This is a genomic window from Gorillibacterium massiliense, from assembly GCF_000455485.1.
In the GTDB taxonomy this organism is placed as follows: domain Bacteria; phylum Bacillota; class Bacilli; order Paenibacillales; family NBRC-103111; genus Gorillibacterium; species Gorillibacterium massiliense.
Genome location: NZ_CBQR020000150.1, coordinates 37,441 through 60,836 on the forward strand (window position 1 = coordinate 37,441; position 23,396 = coordinate 60,836).

Here is a 23,396-nt window from a genome sequence, read left to right on the forward strand (position 1 = left end):
AGAGTAAAACTAATATAAATGTAAAAATATTGAAGAAGTGAGAAGGAAAAACTGGAAAAAAGGAGAATAATTGTGGCATACACTCAAAGAAAACGCTTTCAACAAAAATCGGCAAATTTTGATTAGGAGTGACAAAGAGATGAATGCAACTGTTTCACTTTCCGCGGGGTCTTTGGATGGAAATATCCGACTTACAGACTACGAGAAAACGGAAGGTTTCAATCGGTCTCATTCATTCGGGCTGTCTGAAACGGAAACGAAGCTCAGGTATCGCATACCCGGAGACATGCTGCAAAGACTGCTGATCAAACATCAAAACCTGCTGCTCGCCTTTCGCCGCCAGCAAGTGCTCCACGAGTCGATTGATGATTTTTCATATTTATTAATTTTGACGGATGAGAAGGGGATCGTGCTTGCTATTTCCGGAGATACGGAGACGGTTTCCCGTTCGGATTATATGCTTCAGCTTGGACCGGGCAGCTCGATGTCCTTTTCAAGTATGGGAACCAATCCGGTTGCGTGTGCTATGGAACTTGGACGGAATGTTTATTTGCAGAGATCTGATTTCTATCTGAACTCTTTTAACAGCTGGTCGGGGTTATGTCAGGCGGTTCGCAACAGCACCAAAGAAGTCGTTGGGTACATCGTCTTAATGTCGATGAACGAGGTGCCCTATCTGTTTCTCCGGGCCTTGGCCCATTCCATCATAGGCAATGTAGAGCATGATTACCACATCCATTCGGAGAGGATAAAGTCGTGGTTTATTGAGGAAATGTTCGAGGACCGGCTGAAGAACTTCAGCCTTACCCCCAGAGAACAGGAGATCGCGATGTACTGGATGTTGGATTACGACCAGAAACAAATCGCCAAAGTACTGAAAATCAGTGAAAATACCGTTCGCGTTTTCGTGGGGCGCATCAATCTTAAGATGCATGTGAACTCAAAGGCCTCCCTAATATTAAAGGTGCTTGGGGCTATTTGAGGTCTCGGCAATTGCGGGTTGGGACTATAGTTGGCTGATCTAATCATTCATATTCGGGAACCAACGAGAAAAGCGTAATGCCTATGCATTACGCTTCATGCGTTATTAAGCAAGATAATGCCTGTGCGTTATTTTTTCGCTTACACACATCCACTATGATAGATAACACTGACAGACTAGTTGGAAAATTCACCTATTTTCACGAAAATGCGGGGAGTTCAGACAATGGCAGATGCAAAAATAAGAAAACCTTGGCACAGGATTGGCATAGTAGGAACCGTCATTGTATGCGCTCTCGGATTATCGGGATGCGCAATATCCATTCCCTTTTTAGATAAGGTTATCGGATCGGGAACGGAAGCAACGGCAACAACTGCCCCAGCTGCTTCTGCAAGGCCAACTCCAAAAGCAGCAGTTGCCGGTCCTGCTAAAAATCTCGCAACCGTTAAGAGCAAGGTCGCCCTATCCCCATCGGAAAAGAAGCTGTGGGAGCTCATGAACGGGGTAGAGATCAAATCTGGCAAAGTGTTCTCTATTAAGAACTGGCTGAAGCAGAACGATCTTTTGGGAGAACAATTCAAAGAAGCGGATGCTTCTCATCTGGCCGGTGTACTTAGTGAAGCTGCCCTCCGAGCCAGGATGGAAGTGCCGGAGCGGCACATCCATGAGAAACTGCCCAATTATGCAGAACCTGGATTCGACGCCCGCGTTACGGCAGATGCCTTTGATCTGCTTATCTATAACACTTCTAAGTTCTCAGTCGCTGTACGCACCAAGAATGAAGGGGGAACCCAGACACTCGCCCTCGAAGGCAATCCGCCTGATGATTGGACCGCTCCCAATGTAAACGTCAACAAGGAAGTGATCGAGGCTTCCAAAGAGGTTGTAGTCGATTTTGGTGCTGACCCAGCCAAAGCAGTTAAGGCCACCGATGGCAAGCCGGGCTTATTGGTTAAGGTTTTTTACAAGGGGAAGGGTGGGAACGAAGACACTCTAGTCAACAAGGATTTTTACGCGCCGGAGCCGGCGATTGCGCCGAGGCCGCCAACCCCGGAAGAAAAGACTGCTGCCAATCCGAATTCAGCAGAAGCAGAGAACAAGTCAACGGACGCAGCTCAAACAACCGGGGAATCGACTAGCGGGACCGAATGAAACACAAGAAAGAGTGGCTTTGCAACGCGGCCGGATTATGGTCTGGGGGGAAGGGCGAATGAGACTAGGCGAACTGCTGGTCATGAATGGAATCATTACGGAAGCTCAATTGGAGGAAGTGCTGAAGGCCCAGGTTCAGACCCGCAAGAAATTCGGCGAAATTCTCGTTGAGAAGAATTTTATTACGGAAAGACAGCTGGTAGAAGTTCTGGAGTTCCAGTTGGGGTATCCGTTCGTTAATTTGTTTGAAACGACCATCGATATGGCTACGGTCAATATGATCTCCGAGTCTTTGGCCCGCAAACATGGGATTATCCCGGTGGAGCGCAAAGGCGGCAAAATCAAGCTCGCTATGTTTGATCCGCTCAATTACGAGGCGATTGAAGAAGTTCGCATCGCCACAGGCATGGCTGTACAGCCGATGATCGCCTTGAAGTCGGAAATTGATCAGGGTCTCAATAAATATTATGGGTTCCAGGATTCGGTCCAAAGCTTCATCGAGGAGATAAAAGCTTCCTCCACTCAGGAGATGATGCCGGAGGAAACCGAGACATCCGATCAAAGCGCTCCTGCGGTCAAGCTGGTCAATCAGTTGATTCATTCTGCTGTCCAACAAGGCGCCAGCGACATTCACTTCGATCCGCAGGAACGAGAAATGTATGTCCGGTTCCGGGTAGACGGTGTGCTGCATACAGAGAAAACGCTTCCACGTAACATGCAGAATGTAATAACCGCCCGGCTCAAGATCATATCCAAATTGAACATCGCCGAGCGGCGGCTGCCTCAGGACGGCCGGATCCATATGGTGGTGGACAACCGGAAGATCGATATTCGCGTCTCCTGCCTTCCTTCTGTTTTCGGGGAGTGCATCGTGCTTCGTCTTCTCGATCAGTCGGCGGGGATCAAACAGATTGAAGAGCTGGGATTCAGCCCCACGAACCGCGAATCCTTTGAAAAAGTGTTGAAGAAGCCCAACGGCATCGTCCTGCTGACCGGTCCTACCGGTAGCGGTAAAACATCGACGCTTTACTCCGCCTTGAACCGGCTGAACAGCGCTGATGTCAAAATCATCACCGTTGAGGATCCGGTAGAGTATCGGCTACCGGGCATCACCCAGGTGCAGGTGAACGCCCAAATCGGCCTGACTTTTGCTTCAGGGCTGCGTTCCATTTTGCGGCAGGATCCCGATATCGTCATGATCGGGGAAATGCGGGATACCGAGACGGCGGAAATTGCCGTTCGGGCCTCCCAGACTGGGCACTTGGTGCTCAGTACGATTCATACGAACGGAGCCATCAACACGATCAGCCGTTTGGTCGACATGGGGATTGACCCTTATCTCATCGCATCCAGCTTATCTTGCGTGGTAGCTCAGCGCCTGGTCCGCTGCGTGTGCCGGGAATGCAGTCAGAGCGTGCCGGCCAATGAGCACGAGCTCAAGCTGCTACAAGATCATCATCTGATTGCCCATGGCGAGGTCAAACAAGCGGAGGCCAGCGGGTACGGGTTCTTCCGCAACCGCTCCGTGGAGAACACCAAAATTATGCTGAATCGTGGAGCCGGCTGCAGCTATTGCCATAAAACAGGGTACGCCGGGCGGATGGCGATTCATGAGGTTTTCGTTCTCGATGAGGAAGTCCGGCATCTCATCGCCGCCAATCGTCCTCTTACCGAGATCAAGCGCCATCTGGCCGAAAACGGATTTGGAACCATGCTGGAGGACGGCCTCGGCAAAGTCCTGAACGGACGGACCACCGTCGAGGAAGTGCTTAAAGCGGTATCCGATGAGTAAATGTACATGCCGCTAATACAGCATCTGCAAATGTGATCGAGTAAGGCAAGGAGTGACGAAACATGCCTATGTTTGCTTACCAAGGGGTGGATGGACGGGGGAAGAAGGCAAGCGGAACCGTTCTCGCTGTAAATAAGTATGAAGCGATCAATGAGTTGACTGGCAAAGGGCTCATTCTGCGGAGCATTCAAGAGAAGAAGGCCGGGCTGCTGCAACATGAGATCACCATCGGCCGGGCGGTTAAGCTGGTGCACTTCGTCATTTTCTGCCGCCAGTTCGCTACCTTGATCCGTGCCGGCGTCCAAATCGTCGGTGCACTCGGCATCCTGCGCGAGCAAACGGAGTCCAAACGCCTGAAACTGGCGATCTCCGACGTGGAGCGGGAAGTGCAAAGCGGCCACAATTTATCCGTCTCGATGCGCAAGCATCCAAAAATATTCCCTGATCTGTTCGTGAACATGGTGGAATCCGGCGAAGCGGGCGGGAATCTGGATGACGTTCTGGATCGGATGGCTGCTCACTATGAAAAGGAGCATGTCATCGTCCAAAAGGTGAAGTCAGCCATGACTTATCCTATCGTCGTTCTGATCGTTGCGGTCATTGTTGTGATCTTCCTGATGATCAAGATTGTTCCCACTTTCACAAGCATGTTCGAAGAACAGGGGGCTAAGCTTCCTTTGATCACCCGCATGGTTGTCGGATTCAGCCACGGACTCGTAGCATACTGGCCGATCATTCTATTGATTCTGATCTTGGCAATTGGGCTTTCTTGGGTCGGGACGCGGGGAGAGAAAGCGCGTATTCGCATGGATAAGCTGAAGTTCTCTATCCCGATTTTCGGTCCCCTACTGCGCAAGGCGACAGTTTCACGGGTTTGCCGCACCTTGTCCGAGCTTATGTTCAGCGCGGTGCCTGTATTGCAGGCGTTGGATGTAACTCGGAAGGTTGTTGGTAATCGGTACTACGGGGCTTCTCTTCAAGAAGCCCGGAGCATGCTGGAGCAAGGGAAACTGCTGTCCGAACCCTTCCGCAAGAGCGGCATGTACCCGGTAATGGCGGTCCATATGATCACTGTCGGAGAAGAGACCGGTCAAATGGACAAGATGTTAGCTCGGGTAGCCGATTTCCTGGATGCTGAAGTAGATAAAAGTGTTGATCAGATGAAGGCGCTGATCGAACCGCTGATGCTGCTGTTTGTTGCCGGGATCGTTGGGGTCATCGTTGTTGCCATCATGTCGCCCATGTTCACACTTTACGAGAACTTCCTTAACTGATGTACACCAAGCGGTTCCTCTCGGGAGGCGCCTTCCGGAGAGTCCGCATGCTATACATATCATTTGCATCAACCATTAAATGTAGGGGTGAAAAAGAATTATGGAAAACGTTGAAGTGCAAGAGATTGAAGTAAAAGAGCCGGTATTGAAGAATCAAAAAGGCTTTACGCTGGTCGAGTTGCTTGCCGTTATCGTCATTATCGGGATTATTGCTGCTATTGCTATTCCGTCGATTGGTGCGGTGATTAGTAAATCAGAAAGAAACTCCGTACGTTCTTCTGCGCACATGATTATTGATGCTGCACGAACGATGGTCACCACTGATGCAAATAACACTGCTTTATCTGATAAAACACTGACATTAAAAGAGCTATTTGACAATGGTTATTTGTCGGCAATTCCGAGAGATCCCATGGATCGTAGCAACACATTTAGTCCAACCGCATCAGTAGTCAATGTTGTTCAAAATGGAACTGACCCTGAAGCTGGTATCACGTATACCTATACAATATATTTAGCAAAAAGTGGTGGTACCGATCGGTTTGGAACTTCCGCGGCTCCCGTAGCTGAAGGAGATATTGAAACTGGTACCATTACTAAATAATATACATTACCCACCCCCGGCGCTGCACCAGCAGCGCCGGGAACTTCCAGAACTAGCGAGAGGAGCCTGCACCATGTTCGGCTTCGGGAAAGGCAAGGCAGGTTGCGGCCTGCACATTCATGATACGGGAATCAAGCTCATTCAGGTGAAGCCTTCGTTTCCGGTAAAGGTGCTCCAGGCTCATGCCGTGGAGTTTGAAGATCAGTTCATAAAAAACGGGACTATTATAGACGAAGATGCAGTGACAGCGGCGCTTGGCAAGCTGATCCGCAAGGCGGACTTGCGCAAGGCAAGAGTACACTTGGCGCTACCGACATCCAGTGTTGTCATGCGTAAATCCGTGTTTCCGTCTGTTCATGATAAAGAAATGCGCAATTTGATTGACGTGGAGCTCTATAGCTCCGGGCAGCTCCCTTTCTCCAATCCAAGCTTTGACTATATCCGCCTTGGAGCCGCTGATGATGAGGCGGCGGCAGCTGCGGAAGATTCCGGGAAATCCCGTTCGAAAAAGCAAGAGCAAGTCATGATCATCACCACTTCCCGGGAAACTGTGGATGCCTATACCGGATTGGCTTATAAGGCCGGACTTGAGCCGGTCAGCGCCGATATTCCTTCTTTTGCTCTATACCGCCTGCTCTGTCTGATGGCGCAGCGCACCAAGATGACGCTGCCGGAAAGCTTTATGATTCTGCATGTCGAGAAAGATCAGGCAGAGGCTGTCGTCTTTCAAAATGGCGTGCCGACGGTTACCCGTACGATCCCTATATTCGGGGCGAAAGCTTTAAACAGTGGAGCGGAGATGAACATCGAAGCTTATACTCGCAGTTTGCAAATGGAGCTTAGCCGCCTGATTAATTACTATAAGTATTCCGTCTCCGAGAGTCAGAGAGAGCTTGATCAAATTTTTCTGACCGGGAATCCCGAACTTCTCACGGTTTTGCCTAGCACCTTTGAAGGATTGGTGAAGGGTGGCGCCATGAAAATGGAGATCGATCAGATGGTGGCAGGCACCAGTCTTGAATCGGTGTTGCCTTATGCGATCCCTCTCGGCTTAGCCCTGAAAGGAGCGGTTGGATGAGCGCCTCCACGACATACCGGCCGATTGAGATCAATCTGATCCAGCAGCAAAAACGTTCAGGCGGCAGCATGGCGGTTCCATTTATTATCCTCTTGGCTATCCTTTTGGGAGTAAGCGCCTTCGGAACAACATTGTATCTGCAGGCCAAAAGGGATATTGCACAGAGCAAAGACGATATTGCAGCTGCCCAAACTCAAATTCAAACCATTCAGAACAAATTAGCCGCACAAGCCAATCCGTCGGAATTGGGGAGTCTAGCGAAATTGCCGGACATGATAAAAGGCGATCTCCCTGCCCCTACCGTTGTGCTCGACCGGGTTGCCGCCGCCCTGCCTCAAGAAGCGAACCTGTTATCGATTTATATCGAGCCCGAAAAATCCACTTTGCAGATTACGGCTAATTTTGCCACCAACGATAATATCATCGCTTTCTCGCAAAATCTGCAGAAAAACGGAGAGTTCACCTTGCAGAAGATTGAAGATGTTCAGAAGCAGCAAGATGGAAACGCAAAAGAAAAAGTAAAAGAAACGCTCGATATGTCCAAGCTGCTGACTCGGCAGGTGAAGCTGGAGTTTCAAATCATGCCGGTACAAGCTGAGCAAAAGAAAGGGAGCGAGTAGATGGGCGGAATTCTCTCCAAACGCGGACTACTTTTTATTGCCGTCGTCTTGCTCCTTGGGTTAGCGGCTCTTTATATGAATGTGTTATCTCCGACCTTGCAGGAAAAGAAAGATAAGGAAGCCCTCTTGGCTTCGACGCAGAGAGAGCTTCAGCAGCTTCGGGTTCAGGTTGCCCAGAAGGAAAATAAAGGAATGGCTGATGCAGACCAGGAGGCTATAGCGAAGGTTCGAGCCCAGATCCCGGAGACGCCAAGACTGGAGGATCTGCTCAAGGATCTGCACATGTTGGAGTCCGTGAGCCGGATGCAATTGAAGAATTACTCTTTTGAACTGGAAAAGGATATGGTCATCCCAACAAGCAGCTCAGCTTCAACAACTTCGACGGCCTCCTCCGACTCCGCAACGGCACAAGCCTCCATGGTTTCAGCTAGTCCAACTCCAACGCCGACAAAGACTTCTGATGAAAATACTGTAACTACGGATGATTCTGCTGCAAGCAAAAGTCTGGAGACGAATACGAGTTCCAGTTCACTGGCTACTGCGAAGATCAATATCAAGATGGTGGGAAAGGGAGATTACAGCAAGCTTTCCCGGTTTCTCAAAGAGTTGGAGACCAATCAGCGGCTGATGACATTGAAAAAGCTGGAGTTTAAAACTCCATTTTCGGCTCCGGTTCAAGTAAACGGCAAAACCCGAGAGACGGAGTGCAACCTCGAATTCGTCGCTTACTATGCTCCCGGATTAAAGAAGTTTATCGACAATCCCTACCCGGTCGATTACGATCCGTCAGCAAAACGCACCAATCCTATTTGGTAGGAGGAATCCCGGCATGTCTACCCCTGAAGCGGAAGAAGCTTCGGTTCATTCCGCATCTGAGTTATTGACTGCGGTCGTCACCAATGAGTGCTCGGACTTGCACCTGAATGTGGGAACAAAGCCGATCGTTCGCCGGGACGGCAGATTGACCAGCCTGTCGGAACACATTCTCCGCGCGGCGGATACCCAGCGGATCGCACAAGAAATCCTGACGGAGCGGCAATGGAAGGAGCTTTTAGAGAAGGGAGAGGTTGACCTCTCCATCTCCCTCTCCGGGGTCGGCCGATATCGGATTAATGCTTTTCGCCAAAAAAACGGCATAAATCTCGCGATTCGCGTTCTTTCCAGCCGGATTCCGCAGATGGACAGCTTGGGGCTGCCGCCTATCGTTCACGATTTTATCGGCAAGCATCAAGGGCTGATTTTGGTTACAGGACCAACGGGCAGCGGTAAATCCACGACTCTCGCCGCCATGGTGGATTGGATCAATCAGACCCAAAGCAAGCACATCATTACTCTCGAAGACCCCATCGAATATATTCATAGCAGCAAATGCGGCCTGATCGTTCAGCGTGAGATTGGCCGCGATACCGATTCTTTTTCCAGCGGCTTGCGGGCTGCGCTCCGTCAAGATCCCGACGTCATTCTGGTTGGCGAAATGCGGGATTTGGAAACCATCCGTACGGCGATTACGGCGGCGGAAACCGGACACCTTGTGCTTGCCACCCTCCATACTCCGGATGCTCCGCAAACCGTGGACCGGGTCATCGATGCGTTCCCGACCGAACAGCAGCGGCAGATCCGGATCCAATTGGCGTCTGTCCTCATCGGCGTCCTCTCCCAGCGTCTGATCCCCCGCATTGACCGCAACGGACGGGTTCTGGCTATGGAGATTATGGTGAATACTCCGGCAATCGGCAACCTGATCCGCCAGGAGAAAATTTATCAGATCAAATCGGTTTTACAGACAAGCCGCAATTTGGGTATGCAGACGATGAGCTCTGTTTTGAAGCAGTTGGCTCATGAAGGGATCATCCATGCGGATACCTGGAAGCAGTATGAGTTAAGCACAGGGGAGGCAATGTCATGATTGGAAAAAAGCAATGGCGCAAGTTGAAAACGGGAGTGTTCTCTCTTTTGATCGCCGTCTTGTTGGTGGCGGCATCGGTACCGGGGGCCGTAGGATCAGCTAAAGCGGCGGAGGTTAAGGGGTATTTTACCACAACAAGTTCCCTTGATGCCGCAGGCCGTGATGAGGCCTATCGTTCTATCGTGTTTGACATGACAGGCTGGGAAGCCGGAAAAGTGATTTCGGACAAGCCCTTTGCCGTTGTCACGCAGGTGAACACTGCACACAAGGAGATCAAGGCAGCTGTCCTGCGAGTTTGGACGGGGGTTTTATCTCGGAGCGAGGATAATCTGCAGACCTACTGGGATGAGATCTGGTTGGATCAGGATGGAAAGGTAACGGTTAGCACTACGGATAACGAGGAACTGGTGAAGGATTATTTTACGGCTGACAGCAGTTATGCCTTTCACTCCGCTGGATATCTGGGCATTGTTCCATGGGGCGCGTATATCCCGACGGACAAAGAAGCGCAGGCGGCAAAGAGCGGCGTACTCGACAAAGACCAAGTCTACAACTTGTATGGGGTGAAGTTCGAGGTGCCTGTTGCTGAGGCATCCAATCAATCGGCGGTCAACCTGGATGCCAATATTCCCAGTACCATCAAGGATGTCGCGTTGCCGCAGGATATCTTTAATCACTGGGCGACGAAATACATGGTAACCCTGATGCAGGAAGGAATCGTGAAAGGCTATGAAGATAACACGATCCGTCCGAATAAAACGTTGACCCGCGCCGAATTTATCACCTTGTTGGTTAAAGGAATGGGCTACACAGGGGAAGAATCGACTGCCTCCTATGCGGATACCGGCAAGCATTGGGGCAAGCACGTCATCGGCCAAGCCATCGCAGCAGGCATCCTTCCCGTGCCTAAAGCAGGCGAAACCTTCCGTCCTGACGCGTTTATCACCCGTATCGATATGGCAGTGCTGATTGATAGCGCATTGAAAGCAGAAGGGGTAGCGCCTGAAGGAATCAAGATTTCGTTCAAAGACATTAGTAAATTGAAGAAAGAGCAGGTTGAGGCTCTACAGAGAGTATGCGCAGCCGGAATCATTACCACCGCAGAACCGACGGGAAAGTTCCGTCCAGCCGACACCCTTACGAGAGCCGAGGCTTTCCGTGTCGTCTATGGCATCCAAGATTGGGCAGACAAAATGAAAGGAGGAGAATGAGGTGAATAATCGTAAACGCAAATGGCCAAGCCTCATCATGGCCGCCGCTCTTTTGGCAGGCTTGCTGCCGGCGGTTCCAGCATCTGCAGGAGTGACAAATACAGCAGCGCTTTCCGGGCACCGGACGGCAGACAAGGTAAAGATGAAGGACAACGAGATACTTACTCTTTCGTACACCGTGACTCCCACGGGAGAAATGCTCGACCGATCCGCAATTGACCTGGGGCTTGTTCTCGACGTATCGGGTAGCATGGGCAATCCGATGACGAATAACTCTACAAAGACTCGTTTAGAAGCTTTGAAGGAAGCCGCCAAACTGGTTACGGCTAAGTTTGCCGCTGCGAAAGCGCAAAATCCGGCGAACAAAGATAAGGTGGGCTTGGTAACTTTCGATACTTCCGCATCCTTGAAACAGCCATTAACAAATAATTTCTCGTCCCTGGATACGGTCATCAATGCCCTTGTAAAAGCTGGAAGCACGAATATCGACTACGGTTTGACGCTTGGCGCCGATATGGTAACCAGCGGAAGCAATCCCGAAAAATATTTGATCCTTCTATCTGATGGAGCCGCCAACTACTATTATGATGATGCAAAAAAGCAAAACGTATCCAGCGCGTCTCTAGGTAAATCGGAAGCGCTCAAGGATGCCCAGACTCTGGCAGGCAAGAACATAAAAGTGTTTACCATCGCCGTCGTTTCTCCAGATCGAACGGATGATGTGGACATTGACTTGCTGCAATCCATTGCCAAAACCACTGGGGGGACCTATTTCCAAGCCAGCGATCAAACGAGTTTGAATAATGCTTTTACGACTATAACGGAAAACCTACAAAGCAATAAGATGAACAATCTGGTGTTTAAGCAAAAGCTGCCTGCGGGATTTGCGCTGGCGGATGGCGAGACAGGTTACACCATTTCGGATGGCTATATCGTCCGCAACCTTTCGGATATTGTTTATCCGGTAACGAATAGTTCTGCTCAAACTTTCAGCGTACGTTTGAAGTATACGGGCAAAGTCAAGCAGGATACCACGTTTACTTTCGAGCCAGCTACTGTAACTTATAATGTTGCTACGGCCGGTAAAACCTTGAGCATCGACGATCCGCTGCAAATTACGGTTTGTTCTTCCGATGCGATCCCGCCTCTTGATCCGGTGGTGAATGGCAGTTTTATCAAGGAGTATAAGACCTATTTGTTCGACATCGATAAAAACTCACTGAAGGATGACCCGGAAGGGGTCGGGTTAACCGACAATTTTGAGCTGCAGAAAACCTATGACTTGACGGGGAAAAAGCTGGTCGATTCCGTGACTCGCCCCGTCAGCGATCCGGGAACATTCTATGCTCGAAAGGCGGAAGCGGATGCCGGGAGTGTCAAACTGATCCTCACCGATAAAAACGGGAACGTCAACCGTTACACCGTTAAGGCACCGGTGGATGAGAATGCTCCGAGTATCAGTCCTGCCGATTCGACGATTCGTTATACAAAAGCTAATCCGACGGTTACCATATCCGCAACGGATGCGGAAAGTTACGTTTACAAACTTTCGGTTTCAGTGGACGGGGGGACTCCGGTATCGTCGACTGTTATTGATAAAACGGCTAGCGTAAACGTCACGATTAGCGGAAGCGGCAATAAGACACTGCAAATCACTGCGGAAGACGTCAATGGCAATGTTGCTACGGTCACCAAGTACGCAACAACCGACGAGACTCCGCCCCTTGATCCGGTTGTTGAAGGCAGCTTTATTAAGGAGTATAAGACCTATTCGTTTGACATCGATAAGAACTCGCTGAAGGATGACCCGGAAGGGACCGGATTAACCGACAATTTTGAGCTGCAGAAAACCTATGACTTGGCTGGGAAAAAAGTTATAGATTCCGTGACTCGCCCTGTTAGTGATCCGGGCACATTTTATGCCCAAAAATCGGAGACGGATGCCGAAAGCGTCAAACTGATCCTCACCGATAAAAACGGGAACGTCAACAATTACACCGTTAAGGCGCCGGTTGATAAGAATGCGCCAAGTATCAGCCCTACAAGTTCGACGATTCGTTATACAAAAGCTAATCCGACGGTTACCATATCCGCAACGGATGCGGATAGTTACGTTTACAAGCTTTCGGTTTCGGTGGACGGGGGAGATCCGGTATCGTCGACTATCATCGATAAGACGGCCAGCGTAAACGTTCCGCTTAGCGGAAGCGGTAAAAAGAAGCTGGAAATCACCGCGGAAGACGTCAACGGCAATGTTGCTACGGTCACCAAGTACGCGACATCAGACGAGACTCCACCCCTTGATCCGGTTGTTGAAGGCAGCTTTACGAAGGAATATAAAATCTATTCCTACGTCATTGATAAGAATTCCTTAAAAGATGACTCCGAGGGCAATGGGCTAGCCGATACATTCGAACTGCAGAAAATCTATGACCAGACGGGCAAAAAAGTAGTCGAATCCACGACTCGTCCAGTCAGCAATCCAGGCTCCTTCTATGCACGAAAGTCAGAGACAGATGCCCAAAGCGTCAAGCTGATTCTTACGGACTTGGACGATAACGTTAAACAATATACCGTTCAAGCACCTGTTGATGATACGGCACCGGTAATCGCTCCTGCCGATGAATCGATCCGGTACAAGAATGAAAATCAGACGGTTACGATAACCGCAACGGATGCGGATAGCTACGTCTATAGTCTGGAGGTAGCTGTAAACGAAGGAGATCCGATAAAGTCGTCGGTAGTGGATGACAAGGTTAGTGTAGATGTCCCACTTAGCGGCTTCGGTTGGAAAAAGCTTGTTATCACCGCAGAGGATGTCAATGGCAATAAAGTCAAAGTCACCAAGTACATCCTGCTTGCTCCCGATCCCAGTTTTACTGCTAAGAAGACCGGAGGGGATTACACCATAAGCCCCACATTATCCAATGCACCGGTGAATGTCGAAATAAAGGATATTACCGCTTCTTATGAAGCATATGATGCTAGCCATCCAGGGCACAAGCTAACCAGCATAAAGTTTGCAACTTCTACCACGATATCCGATCCGAAGGATATTCCTGCTGCAAGTTGGAAGACTTGGCCTAAAGCGGATGGCAGCGGATCCATCAAGATTTCCAATTCGGGTAATACGTACGTTCATATCCGGCTGACCTGGTCGGATGGGAGTATCGTGGAAAAGATGGTTTTGGTTCAAATCGATTACAACCAAAAGCGGTATTAATCTCCGGTTGAAATCCGGCGGCTGTTCTTTGCGCCGCCGGTTTCTTCCCCGAAAGGAAGCCTGATTCATGGACTGCGGAAAATATGATATTCGCCATGATGAGCGCGGACTTTCATTGATTGAAGTGCTTATGGCGGTAACGATCATGGCGATTATCAGCATTGTGGTTATGTCCTATTTCGTATCTGCCATGGAGAAATCTGCGGATGAAAGCCGGAGGATCATCGCCATCAACCTGGCCCGGCAGATGCAACAGGAAGTCAGGAGAGTGGCTGCGGATCCGAATGTTTTCAATGAACTTACGAACCAAGTTTCTTCAGCACCGGCGCCGAGCCACTCCATTATTCTCACTCCGTTGACTTTGGATTCGAACAGTCTGAAGAACGCTTTTATGACGAAAGATGCCTCCGGAGCGGAAGTTTCCCGGCTTGCCGGGCAAGAGCTTAACGGTACCGAATACCGGTTTCGGATTAGCCTTGAGCCTACGCACACTTTGGATACGTTGAAATTTGGCCTAACGGACGCCAAGGCCAAAAAGTTGCTGCGAATGAAGACGACGGTTTATTGGCAGATTCCCGAGAGCGCTGTTGAGACACAGGAGCCTTCGGCCCGAATGTCAGCCAGTCTGGATTCTTATTTGGTACAGTGAAGAGGAATCGGTTATGAACATGTTCAAACCTAAAGCGTCCCGGTCGCTCATGAAGCAAGAATCAGGTATCACCCTTATTGAAGTTCTTGTCGTTGTTGCCATCTTCAGCATGGTTGTCGCTATTCTGTATACCGCATTCTTTATGGGGATCTCCATGTACAAGAGAGTGACGGCGGAATCCCAAATCCGAACGCAGGCCGATATGGTGCTGGGTGAAGTGACGGAAGCGTTAAGGGACTCGATTTACGTAGAGTCCATCAGTAATGGTACGAGCATCGACCCGACACAGTTCTACTATTACAAGCGCGCCTCTGGTGCGGATGAATTTATGAGCCGATACCGAATGTGGCTAGTGGATAAAGGAAATGGTGTTGTAATCAAGACGGCCAAAGATGGAGCAGTTGCTGAACAGGAGATTGAGCCTGTCGGGAAATTGTTTCAAATTGACAAGGGAGATTCGGGCTTCACTGTTCTGGCCTACGACAGCGTAAATCTCCGGTTGCATTTTGGCCTCGACCCTCAAGGCAATGCCCACTATCGGGATATCAAAAGGACGGAAATCAATTTGAACACGACTTTGAAATTTTTCCGCGACAAATAGGGGGTGTCTCTGTGACGAACATAGGCAGGAGATGCCGAAAAAAAGAATACTCCCAACGCGGCGCCGCTCTTGTCGTGGCCATGCTGACGATCGTCGTGATGATGGGGCTTGGCCTAATGCTCCTGCAAATCGTTCAGGGGGGGCTCGTTCATTCCTCTCTGGTTGAAGGTAAGGTCAAGGCGGAGACTATGGCTCAGAATGGACTGGATGAGGCATTGGCCGCCATTCAGAATGCCGTTGATGCCGCTAACGACAGTCATACTGATTATTTTGACAGGGTAGATGCTTCCAAAACAAACGTGAATACCGTGATCGGGGAGCTGAAAGCGCCGAACAGCAAAACGATGGGAGCAGGCACGTATTCATGGCGGATTTACCGCAAGATAAATGCAGATGGATCAATTGACAATCAAGCGGATCAGCCGCTTGTGAAACCGGACAAAAACAATGACCGCTTCCCGCATGTTCCTTATGTTCAGCGGCTCATGATCGAATCCACTGGGAAGTGGCAGGTTTCCGCCTCCAACAAGGCGATATGGCCGGTGGTGACCAAACGGATGATAGTATATGTGAGCACCATAGAACCGGTTTTCCGGTATTCCCTAGTCTCTCATGGAGACATGATGTTAAACGGAGCTCCCTATATTGTCGGCAACTTGCTGGTAGATAAAGCCGATAAGAATAACAAACCGGCTGACGGTCCGGCTGACGATCCGTCCACGCTGCTTCTGAGCGACATCGCCCATTACTTTATTGTTTCGGGGAGTGATCAGACCGTTTCGGGAACGAAAGGGCCCTCGCTAAGAGGATTCTTCCGGGTCACCGGTGCCGACGATAATGATGATCTTGGCCGAAAAAAAGCGCAGAAATTTACCGGGGCTTCTTTTTATCCGATTTATGACACGTCCCTTGCAACTCGATCTTCCTTTACCAATGGGGATTATTTGACGGTACGCGATTACGTAAACGACGCGATTGCAGATGCGGAAAAATGGACGACTACTCCGTGGTTAAGCCCTAACAGTTGGCCTGAGGCGAATGAATACCCCATATCCAAATCCAATACAGGCAATTGGATTACAAAAGATGGCGGTCTGGATATCCCGTCAACCGGCAAACTGTCTGTCACAGGCGGTTCCGTTGCCATTTTGAATGGATCGGGCATTACAGTCGCCGATTTACGAGGAACAGTAGACATACCTGATGGCGGTCTTATTGTCGAGGGAGATGCGGTGTTTACCGATTTGACTCTGACGGGCAATGTTTTCATTCGCGGCAATCTGTATATTAACGGCACGCTGGAGGCGAACGGAACGATTTACGTTGACGGCGATGTGGAATTGAAGAATGCAAAAAGCATCAATGTTTTGAATAAAAAGTCTATCGTGATTGCTGCCAGCGGAAACATCAGCTTTTCAGACACGAATACGGATGCGAATGTTAAGTCGTGCGGCAAAGATTCATCCAACTGTTTTCGTTCTTATCTTTATTCAGAAAAAAGCATGAACCTATACGGTGTAAAGTCTCAATTGATGATACAAGGGGGCGTAAGAGGAAAAGACGTCACGCTTAACGCAATAAGAGGAGATTTCAAGTATAACGCGGAAACCGACACATTGAATGAACCGAACCAAGACGACAGCGACTTAACCGAGAAAACATCCCGGCTGCAAATTTTGTATGACGACAACTTGTATGATGATCCTCCCCAAGGCATACCGGTTACTGACACCGTCAACGTTTATGTCAAAAGTATCGATACGGTAAGATGACAAGAGGTCATCCTCAACTAGGAAGGTGAACAAAAATGCCAATTGACGTGTTGATTGTCGATGACGCACGATTTATGCGAGTGATGCTGGCGGATATTGTAAAAAGAATCGGTCATCGGGTCGTTGGGGAAGCTGCTAACGGAAGAATGGCCATAGAACGGTATAAGGAGTGCGTGCCGGATCTGGTCATGCTTGACATCACCATGCCTGAGCTGGATGGCGTAGAAGCCATGAAAGAAATTCGTAAGATCGATCCCCATGCCGTCGTCGTCATATGTTCAGCTAGCAGCCAGCAGGACCTCATTGCGGATGCTCTGGAGGCTGGAGCTAACACGTACATCATGAAGCCATTTGAAGAAGGCCGGGTTCAAACGCTTATCAATGAAATGATGCCCAAAATCCAGGTGAACATCGAGAGAAAAAGACAGTTAGCTCTGGCCGAGCAAACCGCTCTCGCCCAGCAGGCGGCAGCGGCGGCGGCAGCCCAAGAAGCGGCGGTTGCAAGAGCGGCAGAAAAGGCGGCAGATGAGGCTGCCGCGCAAGCGGCTGCACAAGCTGTGGCCGAGCAGGCGGCCCTTGCTCAACAAGCAGCAATGGCCCAGCAAGCGGCTCTTGCCGAGAAAGAGAAGACAAGCCTTTACGGGCTAATCAGCGAAGAAGAAACCGAAGAAATGGGTAAACGCAATATCGTCGGGTTGGCGAGCTTTGGATTTGTGAATAAGAGCAAATCCAACAAGGATACTTCGGAGAAGAGGATCATTCGGAACGAAGAGGAAGGAGTCCCGGCTCTCAAAGTCATCGAGGGGACAGGGAGGTTCTTGCAGAAGGATGAAGACCCGCCATATGAGCATCGGCTGGAGACAGCCCCCACTTATGATTCGGAGCCGGATGAATCCGCTTTGGTGGGAGAGATTGTGTTAAACCCGGCTGCTCCAGTAATCATCAAAGAAGCTTCACTTGCGCCGGAAGATCAGGGAATGCACGCTCTTCAATCCGCAGATGATGATCTGGTTAATCTCGTGGAGGTAGTACGGAACAATGAAGTTCCGGAGAACAATCTCATGATCACCGATGAAATGATCGCGAGTGCGATTCTTCATGACGAGACCGGGATCACGGGTGAGGTTGAAGTGGTTAGCGAGCAGCTAGAGGTGCTTGAGGGGAGTATCACATTCGAAGAAGAAAGCTTCAAAGAAGACGTATTAAGCGTACAAACGGAAGCTCCAATTGGTAGCGAAGCCGATAGGATCGATGATCTCCTCGAAAAAAATGAGGAACCGGCAGAAATAAACGCGATTGAAGTGAAAGAGGAGGCAGTTCCTGTGGAATTGGTAAAAACGGACGTTGTCGTCAACAATGAGAGACCGATGAAGAAAAGATTAGCCAGCAGCTTTAGCTGTCATTGGACGGAGCTGGTAAACGGGCACGATTTGCTGTACACGGTCCAATACAATGAAGGGGATGATCATTTTCAAATTACGACCACGGATGAAAACGATCAAAACCATCCAATGAAGATGTCGTTGGAAAATTTCTACCTTTTGCTGGATTGGATGGACGAAAAAATTCCCCCGGCATTCAAATCCTATCGCTCATGATCTCATTGTCTGCAGATACAGTCATTTTAACCGCTTTACTCGCCATAACGGGGGCGGTGTTCGGCTCCTTTTTTCAGGTGGTAGGGGAAAGACTCCCGAAAGGGGAAAATTGGATCAACACGCGCTCCCACTGCGATCATTGTTCCCATGCCTTGAGATGGAACGATTTGATTCCCTTGGTCAGTTGGTTTTGGAACAGGGGCAAGTGCCGGTATTGCGGCGCAAGCCTCGGTTACTCTTATTGGGTTACAGAGGCGGTTACCGCTATCCTGTTTGCCGCTCTGCCTTTTGTCCTGCCTGCTCAGGAGCTTTGGATCGGCTATCCGCTTATATCTATTCTGGTCATCCTCACCGTGGCGGATTTGAAGTATCAGCTTCTTCCGAATAAAATCATTTATCCCGCAATGGTGCTTTTTGTTCTGCTGCGCATCTTCATTCATCCTTATCCGTTGTGGCAGTCGGCGGCGGGTTTTTTTGCCGGGGGATTGTTCTTTTACGGGCTCGCCCGGTTGTTTCAAGCCTTTGGAAAAGATGCCATGGGAGGGGGAGACGTGAAGCTTATCGCCCTTATGGGTCTTGTGCTGGGATTGAAGCTGCTGTTCCTTTGCATTTTTATCTCAGCACTGATCGGAAGCCTAGTTGGGATGATTTTAATTGCGACAGGTCTATTAAAGAGGCAAACGGCTATACCCTATGGCCCGTATATTGCTCTCGGAGCGTTGGTAGCGTTCTTTTTTGGCAATGATATGATCAAGTGGTACTTGGACTTCATTTTATTTTCGTAACTGAGAACGGAGCACCCTAACCCTGACCCGAGACGGCAGAGGCTGTGAGCGAAGAGACCTGGCGGAATGTTGCCGGGTTTCTTCTTTTTTCTTTTTTGGTATAGTTAGCGGAAAGGAGTGATCGGCATGTTTGATAGTCTGGAGAGGTTGAAAAACGGAACTGGCAGGCAGCGGGAAGCGTATGCGGCAATCGAAGAGTTGGGTGTTTTTGCAGCGTTATCGGCCTATGAACCTTTGCTCTGTGGAACGCTCCCCATTGGCATCGATGTGGCAGGATCCGATCTGGATATCATCATGAGGGTCGAGGATTTCGCGGAGTTTACGGGACGGGTCGAGAAGCTGTATGGGACTCTACCGGGGTTTCGTGTGAAAGACAAAGAGATTCGGAACGTGCCGACGGTAAAAGCAAATTTTGCATACGGCGGCTTCCCTATTGAATTGTTTGGCCAGCCTCAGGCTGTGGTAGAGCAATATGCTTATCTGCATATGGTCGTGGAAGAGTATCTTTTGCGGCAGCAGCCCGAGATTAAGGCGGAGGTCATTCGATTGAAAGATCAAGGGGTCAAGACGGAACCGGCTTTTGCCCAGGTTTTAAGTCTTGCAGGCGATCCGTATGAGGCACTGCTGGTGCTGGGGCGAAAGTTGGCGGTTATCTAAATAGACGGAATAAGAAAAAGCCGGGGAACTCCGATCAAAATGTGGTCGGGGTTCTTGCGGTTTTTTGCACAATAATGGATAATATAATTATGATTTTATTAATAAATTCATTAATTAAATGGAGGTTAGGCAACATGAATCGAAATGGAAGGAAACCACTCTTCGGAGTTTTGAAAGGGCTTTCACTACGCAGTAGACTCATTATTACCTTTGTCATTATTTTATTTGGGCCTGTACTGTCCATAAGTGTTCTTTCTTATCAAACGGCAAAAAGCGAGGTTGGCAAGCAAATGGAGAGCGGCGCGGAACAAAACGTCCATTTGCTGGATTCGGTCATTGCCCAGTATGCACTGGCGGAAACGGCTAATACCGACTATTTGGCTTCGCTCATTACGTCAGATTCTTATTCAGGGCCGGACGCAACGCTGCAAAGTAAAATCATTACGCCATTTTTCAAGACCCATACAATAAGCTCCAGTATCGAATTCGCCAGCGACTCCGGTTATTACTGGAATGCCCAAGGGAAGCCGTGGGCTCTTGAGGAACCAGCCCAATCCCAAGAATGGTACCAATCCGCTATGGAAAATACGATGGAGCCATATGTGTCCGCTCCCTATTTCTCTGTCATTACCGGTGATTTTGTCATCGGTATTTCGAAAGCGGTGGCGGACGGCAGCGGGGTAATTCGCAATGAGGTAAAAATTGATGAACTGACCGGTCTTTCGAACAATGTCAAAATCGGCAAAGAGGGTTATACGATTATTCTCGACAACAACCGTAAGGTCGTGGCCCATCCGACACTGCAGCCCGGAGAACAGGCGACGGGAGATTGGGTGGAAAACATGTTTGCTGCAGATGAAGGGCAGTTTGATTATGTCAGTGACGGGCAGCCGATGACGATGTCTTATGTAACGGACCCGTTGACAGGCTGGAAGGTTAGCGGAGTTATGCTTAAGAAGGAATATGCAAATGAGGCAAAGCCGATTCTTAAACAGACTCTGCTCGTTGTCATTGTGGCGATAACCGTTGCGGTTGCTTTGATTTTGTATATTCTCATCGGCCTGTTCCGATCCTTGCGGACGATGGTGAATACGGCAGAGAAAATTGGCAAAGGCGATTTATCCGCACGGATCCCAGTGGCAAGGAACGACGAGCTTGGCAAGTTGGGCAACAGTTTTAATGAGATGGCCGATAGCATACACCGGAACATGAGCCAAATCAATGAAACCGCGTTGTCGCTGGCTTCTTCCTCCCAGGAATTAAGCGCAAGCACAGAGCAAGCAGCGCATGCTACCGGACACATTGCGGAACTGGCCCATCGTATTTATGAGGGGGCCGGAAAACAGGAAGCAAGGTTGATTGAAAATCATGGCCGCATTGCATCGATAGCGGGCCGAATGAACGTAATTGACGAGTACGTTACCCAAATGGATGATCTGTCCGGCGTGGCTGGATCCAAATCTCTCGCTGGCAGCGATAATATACAGACTGTCGTCCGCCAGATGAATGTTATTCATGACTTCGCGGATAAGCAGTCTCTCATTATTCGCGGTCTGCACGAGGAGTCCCAGAAGATAGAGAAGATTGTTGCGATGATTCAAGAGATTGCGAAAAGGACCAACCTCTTGGCGTTAAACGCCAGTATAGAAGCAGCTCGCGCAGGTGAACACGGACGCAGCTTCGCAGTAGTGGCGGCGGAAATCCGCAGCCTGGCGGAGCAGACTGCGTATTCCACCGGCTCCATAAAGACGTTGATCAGCGAGATTCAAACCGGTGCAACGGACGCGGTTTCCTCGATGGAGAATACGGTCTTGGAAGTCAAAAGAGGCATCCAATATGTGCAGGAAACGGACCTGAAATTTAAAGAAATTTTAGATGCCGTCCATCCGTTGGAGGAAATGAGCGGTGCCTTGCGCGCCATTACCGTCGAAATCATCGAGCAGACGGCACGTATCGCGGAGTCCGTCAATGATGTTATCCATATCGCTGCGGATAACGCCTCGGGAACAGAGGGCGTGTCGGCTTCCGTTGAGGAGCAAATGGCTTCAACCGAGCAGATTTCCGCATCGGCCGCCAACTTGTCCAAGACAGCGGAAACTTTATCGTCTATCGTCGACATGTTTAAACTATAAAAACAGAGTGATAGGAGAGTCTATTTAGACTATCTGCAATTATTTGAAACGCCTATGAATAATGGATTGCAGGCAGGGGCGCGCCGCTTTTTTGAATAGCGTTCAAAGGGTTCTATCACGGCTAGTAAAAACATATCCATAGTACACGATAGAAAAAGACCATGAAGGACTCTTTCGAGGGCAGGTTTGGATTTTCACTAGAAAACCGATTCTGATTCTATATAAGTTGAACGATTGAAAGAGTAACGGTCGAAGGAGGAATGGAGGACAATTGGACTGTAGGAGCGTTAGCGCTCACTAATACAAACGGATTTCATCCGCTGAAAAAGTGGTTTTATTCAAGGAATCCGAAAATGAGAGCGACTGGAAGTTCAAATGGCCCGTAGTTCCTCAGTATCGATTGCTATACTATTCGGTTCAACTTATATAGGAGAGTCATGGGAAACTGTACGAAAGGATGCCGATGCTATGAAGAATCCACTGCCGGTCCCCCTGAACTCATCGAGGAAAAAAGAAACGCTTCCGATCCCGGCGGATCGGCTTGACGAGAAGAGAGAAGCGACGTCAGGAGGGAGCAGTAAAGAAGGCAGAGAGGTCGGAGAAGGCAGGGTAGACAAGCTAGACAGGACAGACAGGCTAGGCAGAGAGGAACAATGGGCTGATGGTGTCCAGACGGGACTAGGCCGAGAGAGTGAGGCGGCCGTTGTCGAGATAGTAGACAGCGACGATGCTACGCCAGTGGAACAAGAGACGGATTCGGTGCTGGAAAGAATGCAGGAGCAGTTAAAGGAGCTGCTGCGGGAAAAATCTCGAGAACATCGAAACAAATGGAAGGAATCGATACAAGCGGAAATGCTTGATCAGTTGCGGGAACAAGAGCAGGAACAGGAACAGGTAGAGGAACAAGAACAGGTAGAAGAACAGGAACAGAAACTGGGACAGGAACAGGGATCGTTGAAAAGGTCCGAGAGAGTATCGACGCAAGAGCAGTTGAACGGATCGGAGAAAGACCAACTGAAAGTTCCGGTTAAAAGATCGGTTTTTGATCCCGCATCAGAACGGGGGTATGGACAGGCTCGTGGTGGGCTTGATGGGTTAGGTGAAAGTAAGAGGGGTGAACGGGTTGTCATTCCGTTCAGGCTTGGCCAGCGGAAGCAAGGCTCGGCGGAGAGTGACGCGAAAGCAAGCAGCTGGCGGGAGCGAGGCGCAGCGGAAAGCGGCGCTCAGCGGCGAAAGCCCGAAGGGGCGGCCCCTGCCAGCGAGGCGGGCTCAGCCGCGGGGCAGGGGCAGCGCTGGTGGGTGCCACCGGCAGCGGCTGCGCCTAGCGGCGGCGGCTTGGCCGCACCGGGGCGCACCCGCG

At 49.8% G+C, this 23,396-nt stretch carries 18 protein-coding genes and 1 pseudogene; all 19 read left to right on the forward strand.

The window, feature by feature from the left end:
• The first annotated feature begins 139 nt into the window (after positions 1 to 139).
• Positions 140 to 982, forward strand: a complete 843-nt coding sequence (locus TJ79_RS21095) for a LuxR C-terminal-related transcriptional regulator (RefSeq protein WP_155987979.1) — start codon at positions 140 to 142, stop codon at positions 980 to 982.
• A gap of 225 nt (positions 983 to 1,207) precedes the next feature.
• Positions 1,208 to 2,134 (forward strand): VanW family protein, encoded by a 927-nt coding sequence (locus TJ79_RS21100; protein WP_040952329.1) that lies wholly within the window; start codon positions 1,208 to 1,210, stop codon positions 2,132 to 2,134.
• Between the two features lie 58 nt (positions 2,135 to 2,192).
• Complete coding sequence (locus tag TJ79_RS21105; RefSeq protein WP_238323097.1) at positions 2,193 to 3,926, forward strand: GspE/PulE family protein; 1,734 nt, start codon at positions 2,193 to 2,195, stop codon at positions 3,924 to 3,926.
• A gap of 62 nt (positions 3,927 to 3,988) precedes the next feature.
• On the forward strand, positions 3,989 to 5,200 hold the full coding sequence (locus TJ79_RS21110; protein ID WP_040952330.1) for a type II secretion system F family protein: 1,212 nt from the start codon (positions 3,989 to 3,991) through the stop codon (positions 5,198 to 5,200).
• A 100-nt stretch (positions 5,201 to 5,300) separates the two neighbouring features.
• Positions 5,301 to 5,804 carry a prepilin-type N-terminal cleavage/methylation domain-containing protein gene (locus tag TJ79_RS28480; RefSeq protein ID WP_052339836.1) on the forward strand — a complete coding sequence of 168 codons (504 nt, stop codon included), beginning with the start codon at positions 5,301 to 5,303 and terminating at the stop codon, positions 5,802 to 5,804.
• A gap of 73 nt (positions 5,805 to 5,877) precedes the next feature.
• A complete protein-coding gene (gene pilM, locus TJ79_RS21120) occupies positions 5,878 to 6,882 on the forward strand; it encodes a type IV pilus biogenesis protein PilM (RefSeq protein ID WP_040952331.1) in 1,005 nt (334 codons plus the stop codon).
• The gene (locus tag TJ79_RS21125) at positions 6,879 to 7,502 is read left to right on the forward strand and encodes a hypothetical protein (RefSeq protein ID WP_040952332.1); all 624 of its coding nucleotides are present in this window, start codon (positions 6,879 to 6,881) and stop codon (positions 7,500 to 7,502) included. Before pilM ends, TJ79_RS21125 begins: the two co-directional genes overlap by 4 nt.
• Positions 7,503 to 8,318, forward strand: coding sequence for a hypothetical protein (locus TJ79_RS21130; protein WP_040952333.1), 816 nt, complete (start codon positions 7,503 to 7,505; stop codon positions 8,316 to 8,318).
• A 13-nt stretch (positions 8,319 to 8,331) separates the two neighbouring features.
• Entirely contained in the window at positions 8,332 to 9,408 is a 1,077-nt protein-coding gene (locus tag TJ79_RS21135; RefSeq protein WP_081757057.1) for a type IV pilus twitching motility protein PilT, read from the forward strand.
• Complete coding sequence (locus TJ79_RS21140) at positions 9,405 to 10,619, forward strand: S-layer homology domain-containing protein (RefSeq protein ID WP_040952334.1); 1,215 nt, start codon at positions 9,405 to 9,407, stop codon at positions 10,617 to 10,619. The genes TJ79_RS21135 and TJ79_RS21140 overlap by 4 nt, the downstream gene beginning before the upstream one ends.
• 1 nt (position 10,620) lies before the next feature.
• Positions 10,621 to 13,842 carry a vWA domain-containing protein gene (locus TJ79_RS21145; protein ID WP_040952335.1) on the forward strand — a complete coding sequence of 1,074 codons (3,222 nt, stop codon included), beginning with the start codon at positions 10,621 to 10,623 and terminating at the stop codon, positions 13,840 to 13,842.
• 67 nt (positions 13,843 to 13,909) lie between these two features.
• Positions 13,910 to 14,491: a type IV pilus modification PilV family protein gene (locus tag TJ79_RS21150; protein WP_040952336.1), complete on the forward strand. Its 582-nt coding sequence runs from the start codon at positions 13,910 to 13,912 to the stop codon at positions 14,489 to 14,491.
• Positions 14,492 to 14,504: 13 nt separating this feature from the next.
• On the forward strand, positions 14,505 to 15,092 hold the full coding sequence (locus TJ79_RS21155) for a prepilin-type N-terminal cleavage/methylation domain-containing protein (RefSeq protein ID WP_040952337.1): 588 nt from the start codon (positions 14,505 to 14,507) through the stop codon (positions 15,090 to 15,092).
• Between the two features lie 11 nt (positions 15,093 to 15,103).
• Positions 15,104 to 16,864 carry a pilus assembly PilX family protein gene (locus tag TJ79_RS21160; protein ID WP_040952338.1) on the forward strand — a complete coding sequence of 587 codons (1,761 nt, stop codon included), beginning with the start codon at positions 15,104 to 15,106 and terminating at the stop codon, positions 16,862 to 16,864.
• A 35-nt stretch (positions 16,865 to 16,899) separates the two neighbouring features.
• Positions 16,900 to 17,256: pseudogene (locus TJ79_RS28275) on the forward strand (response regulator); the annotation flags it as partial.
• A gap of 1,211 nt (positions 17,257 to 18,467) precedes the next feature.
• Positions 18,468 to 19,247 (forward strand): prepilin peptidase, encoded by a 780-nt coding sequence (locus TJ79_RS21170; protein ID WP_162162978.1) that lies wholly within the window; start codon positions 18,468 to 18,470, stop codon positions 19,245 to 19,247.
• Between the two features lie 126 nt (positions 19,248 to 19,373).
• A complete protein-coding gene (locus tag TJ79_RS21175; RefSeq protein WP_040952339.1) occupies positions 19,374 to 19,904 on the forward strand; it encodes a DUF4269 domain-containing protein in 531 nt (176 codons plus the stop codon).
• A gap of 134 nt (positions 19,905 to 20,038) precedes the next feature.
• Positions 20,039 to 22,036, forward strand: coding sequence for a methyl-accepting chemotaxis protein (locus TJ79_RS21180; protein WP_040952340.1), 1,998 nt, complete (start codon positions 20,039 to 20,041; stop codon positions 22,034 to 22,036).
• A 468-nt stretch (positions 22,037 to 22,504) separates the two neighbouring features.
• Positions 22,505 to 23,396, forward strand: an 892-nt coding sequence (locus tag TJ79_RS21185) for a hypothetical protein (RefSeq protein ID WP_040952341.1), incomplete at its 3' end; no start/stop codon positions are given.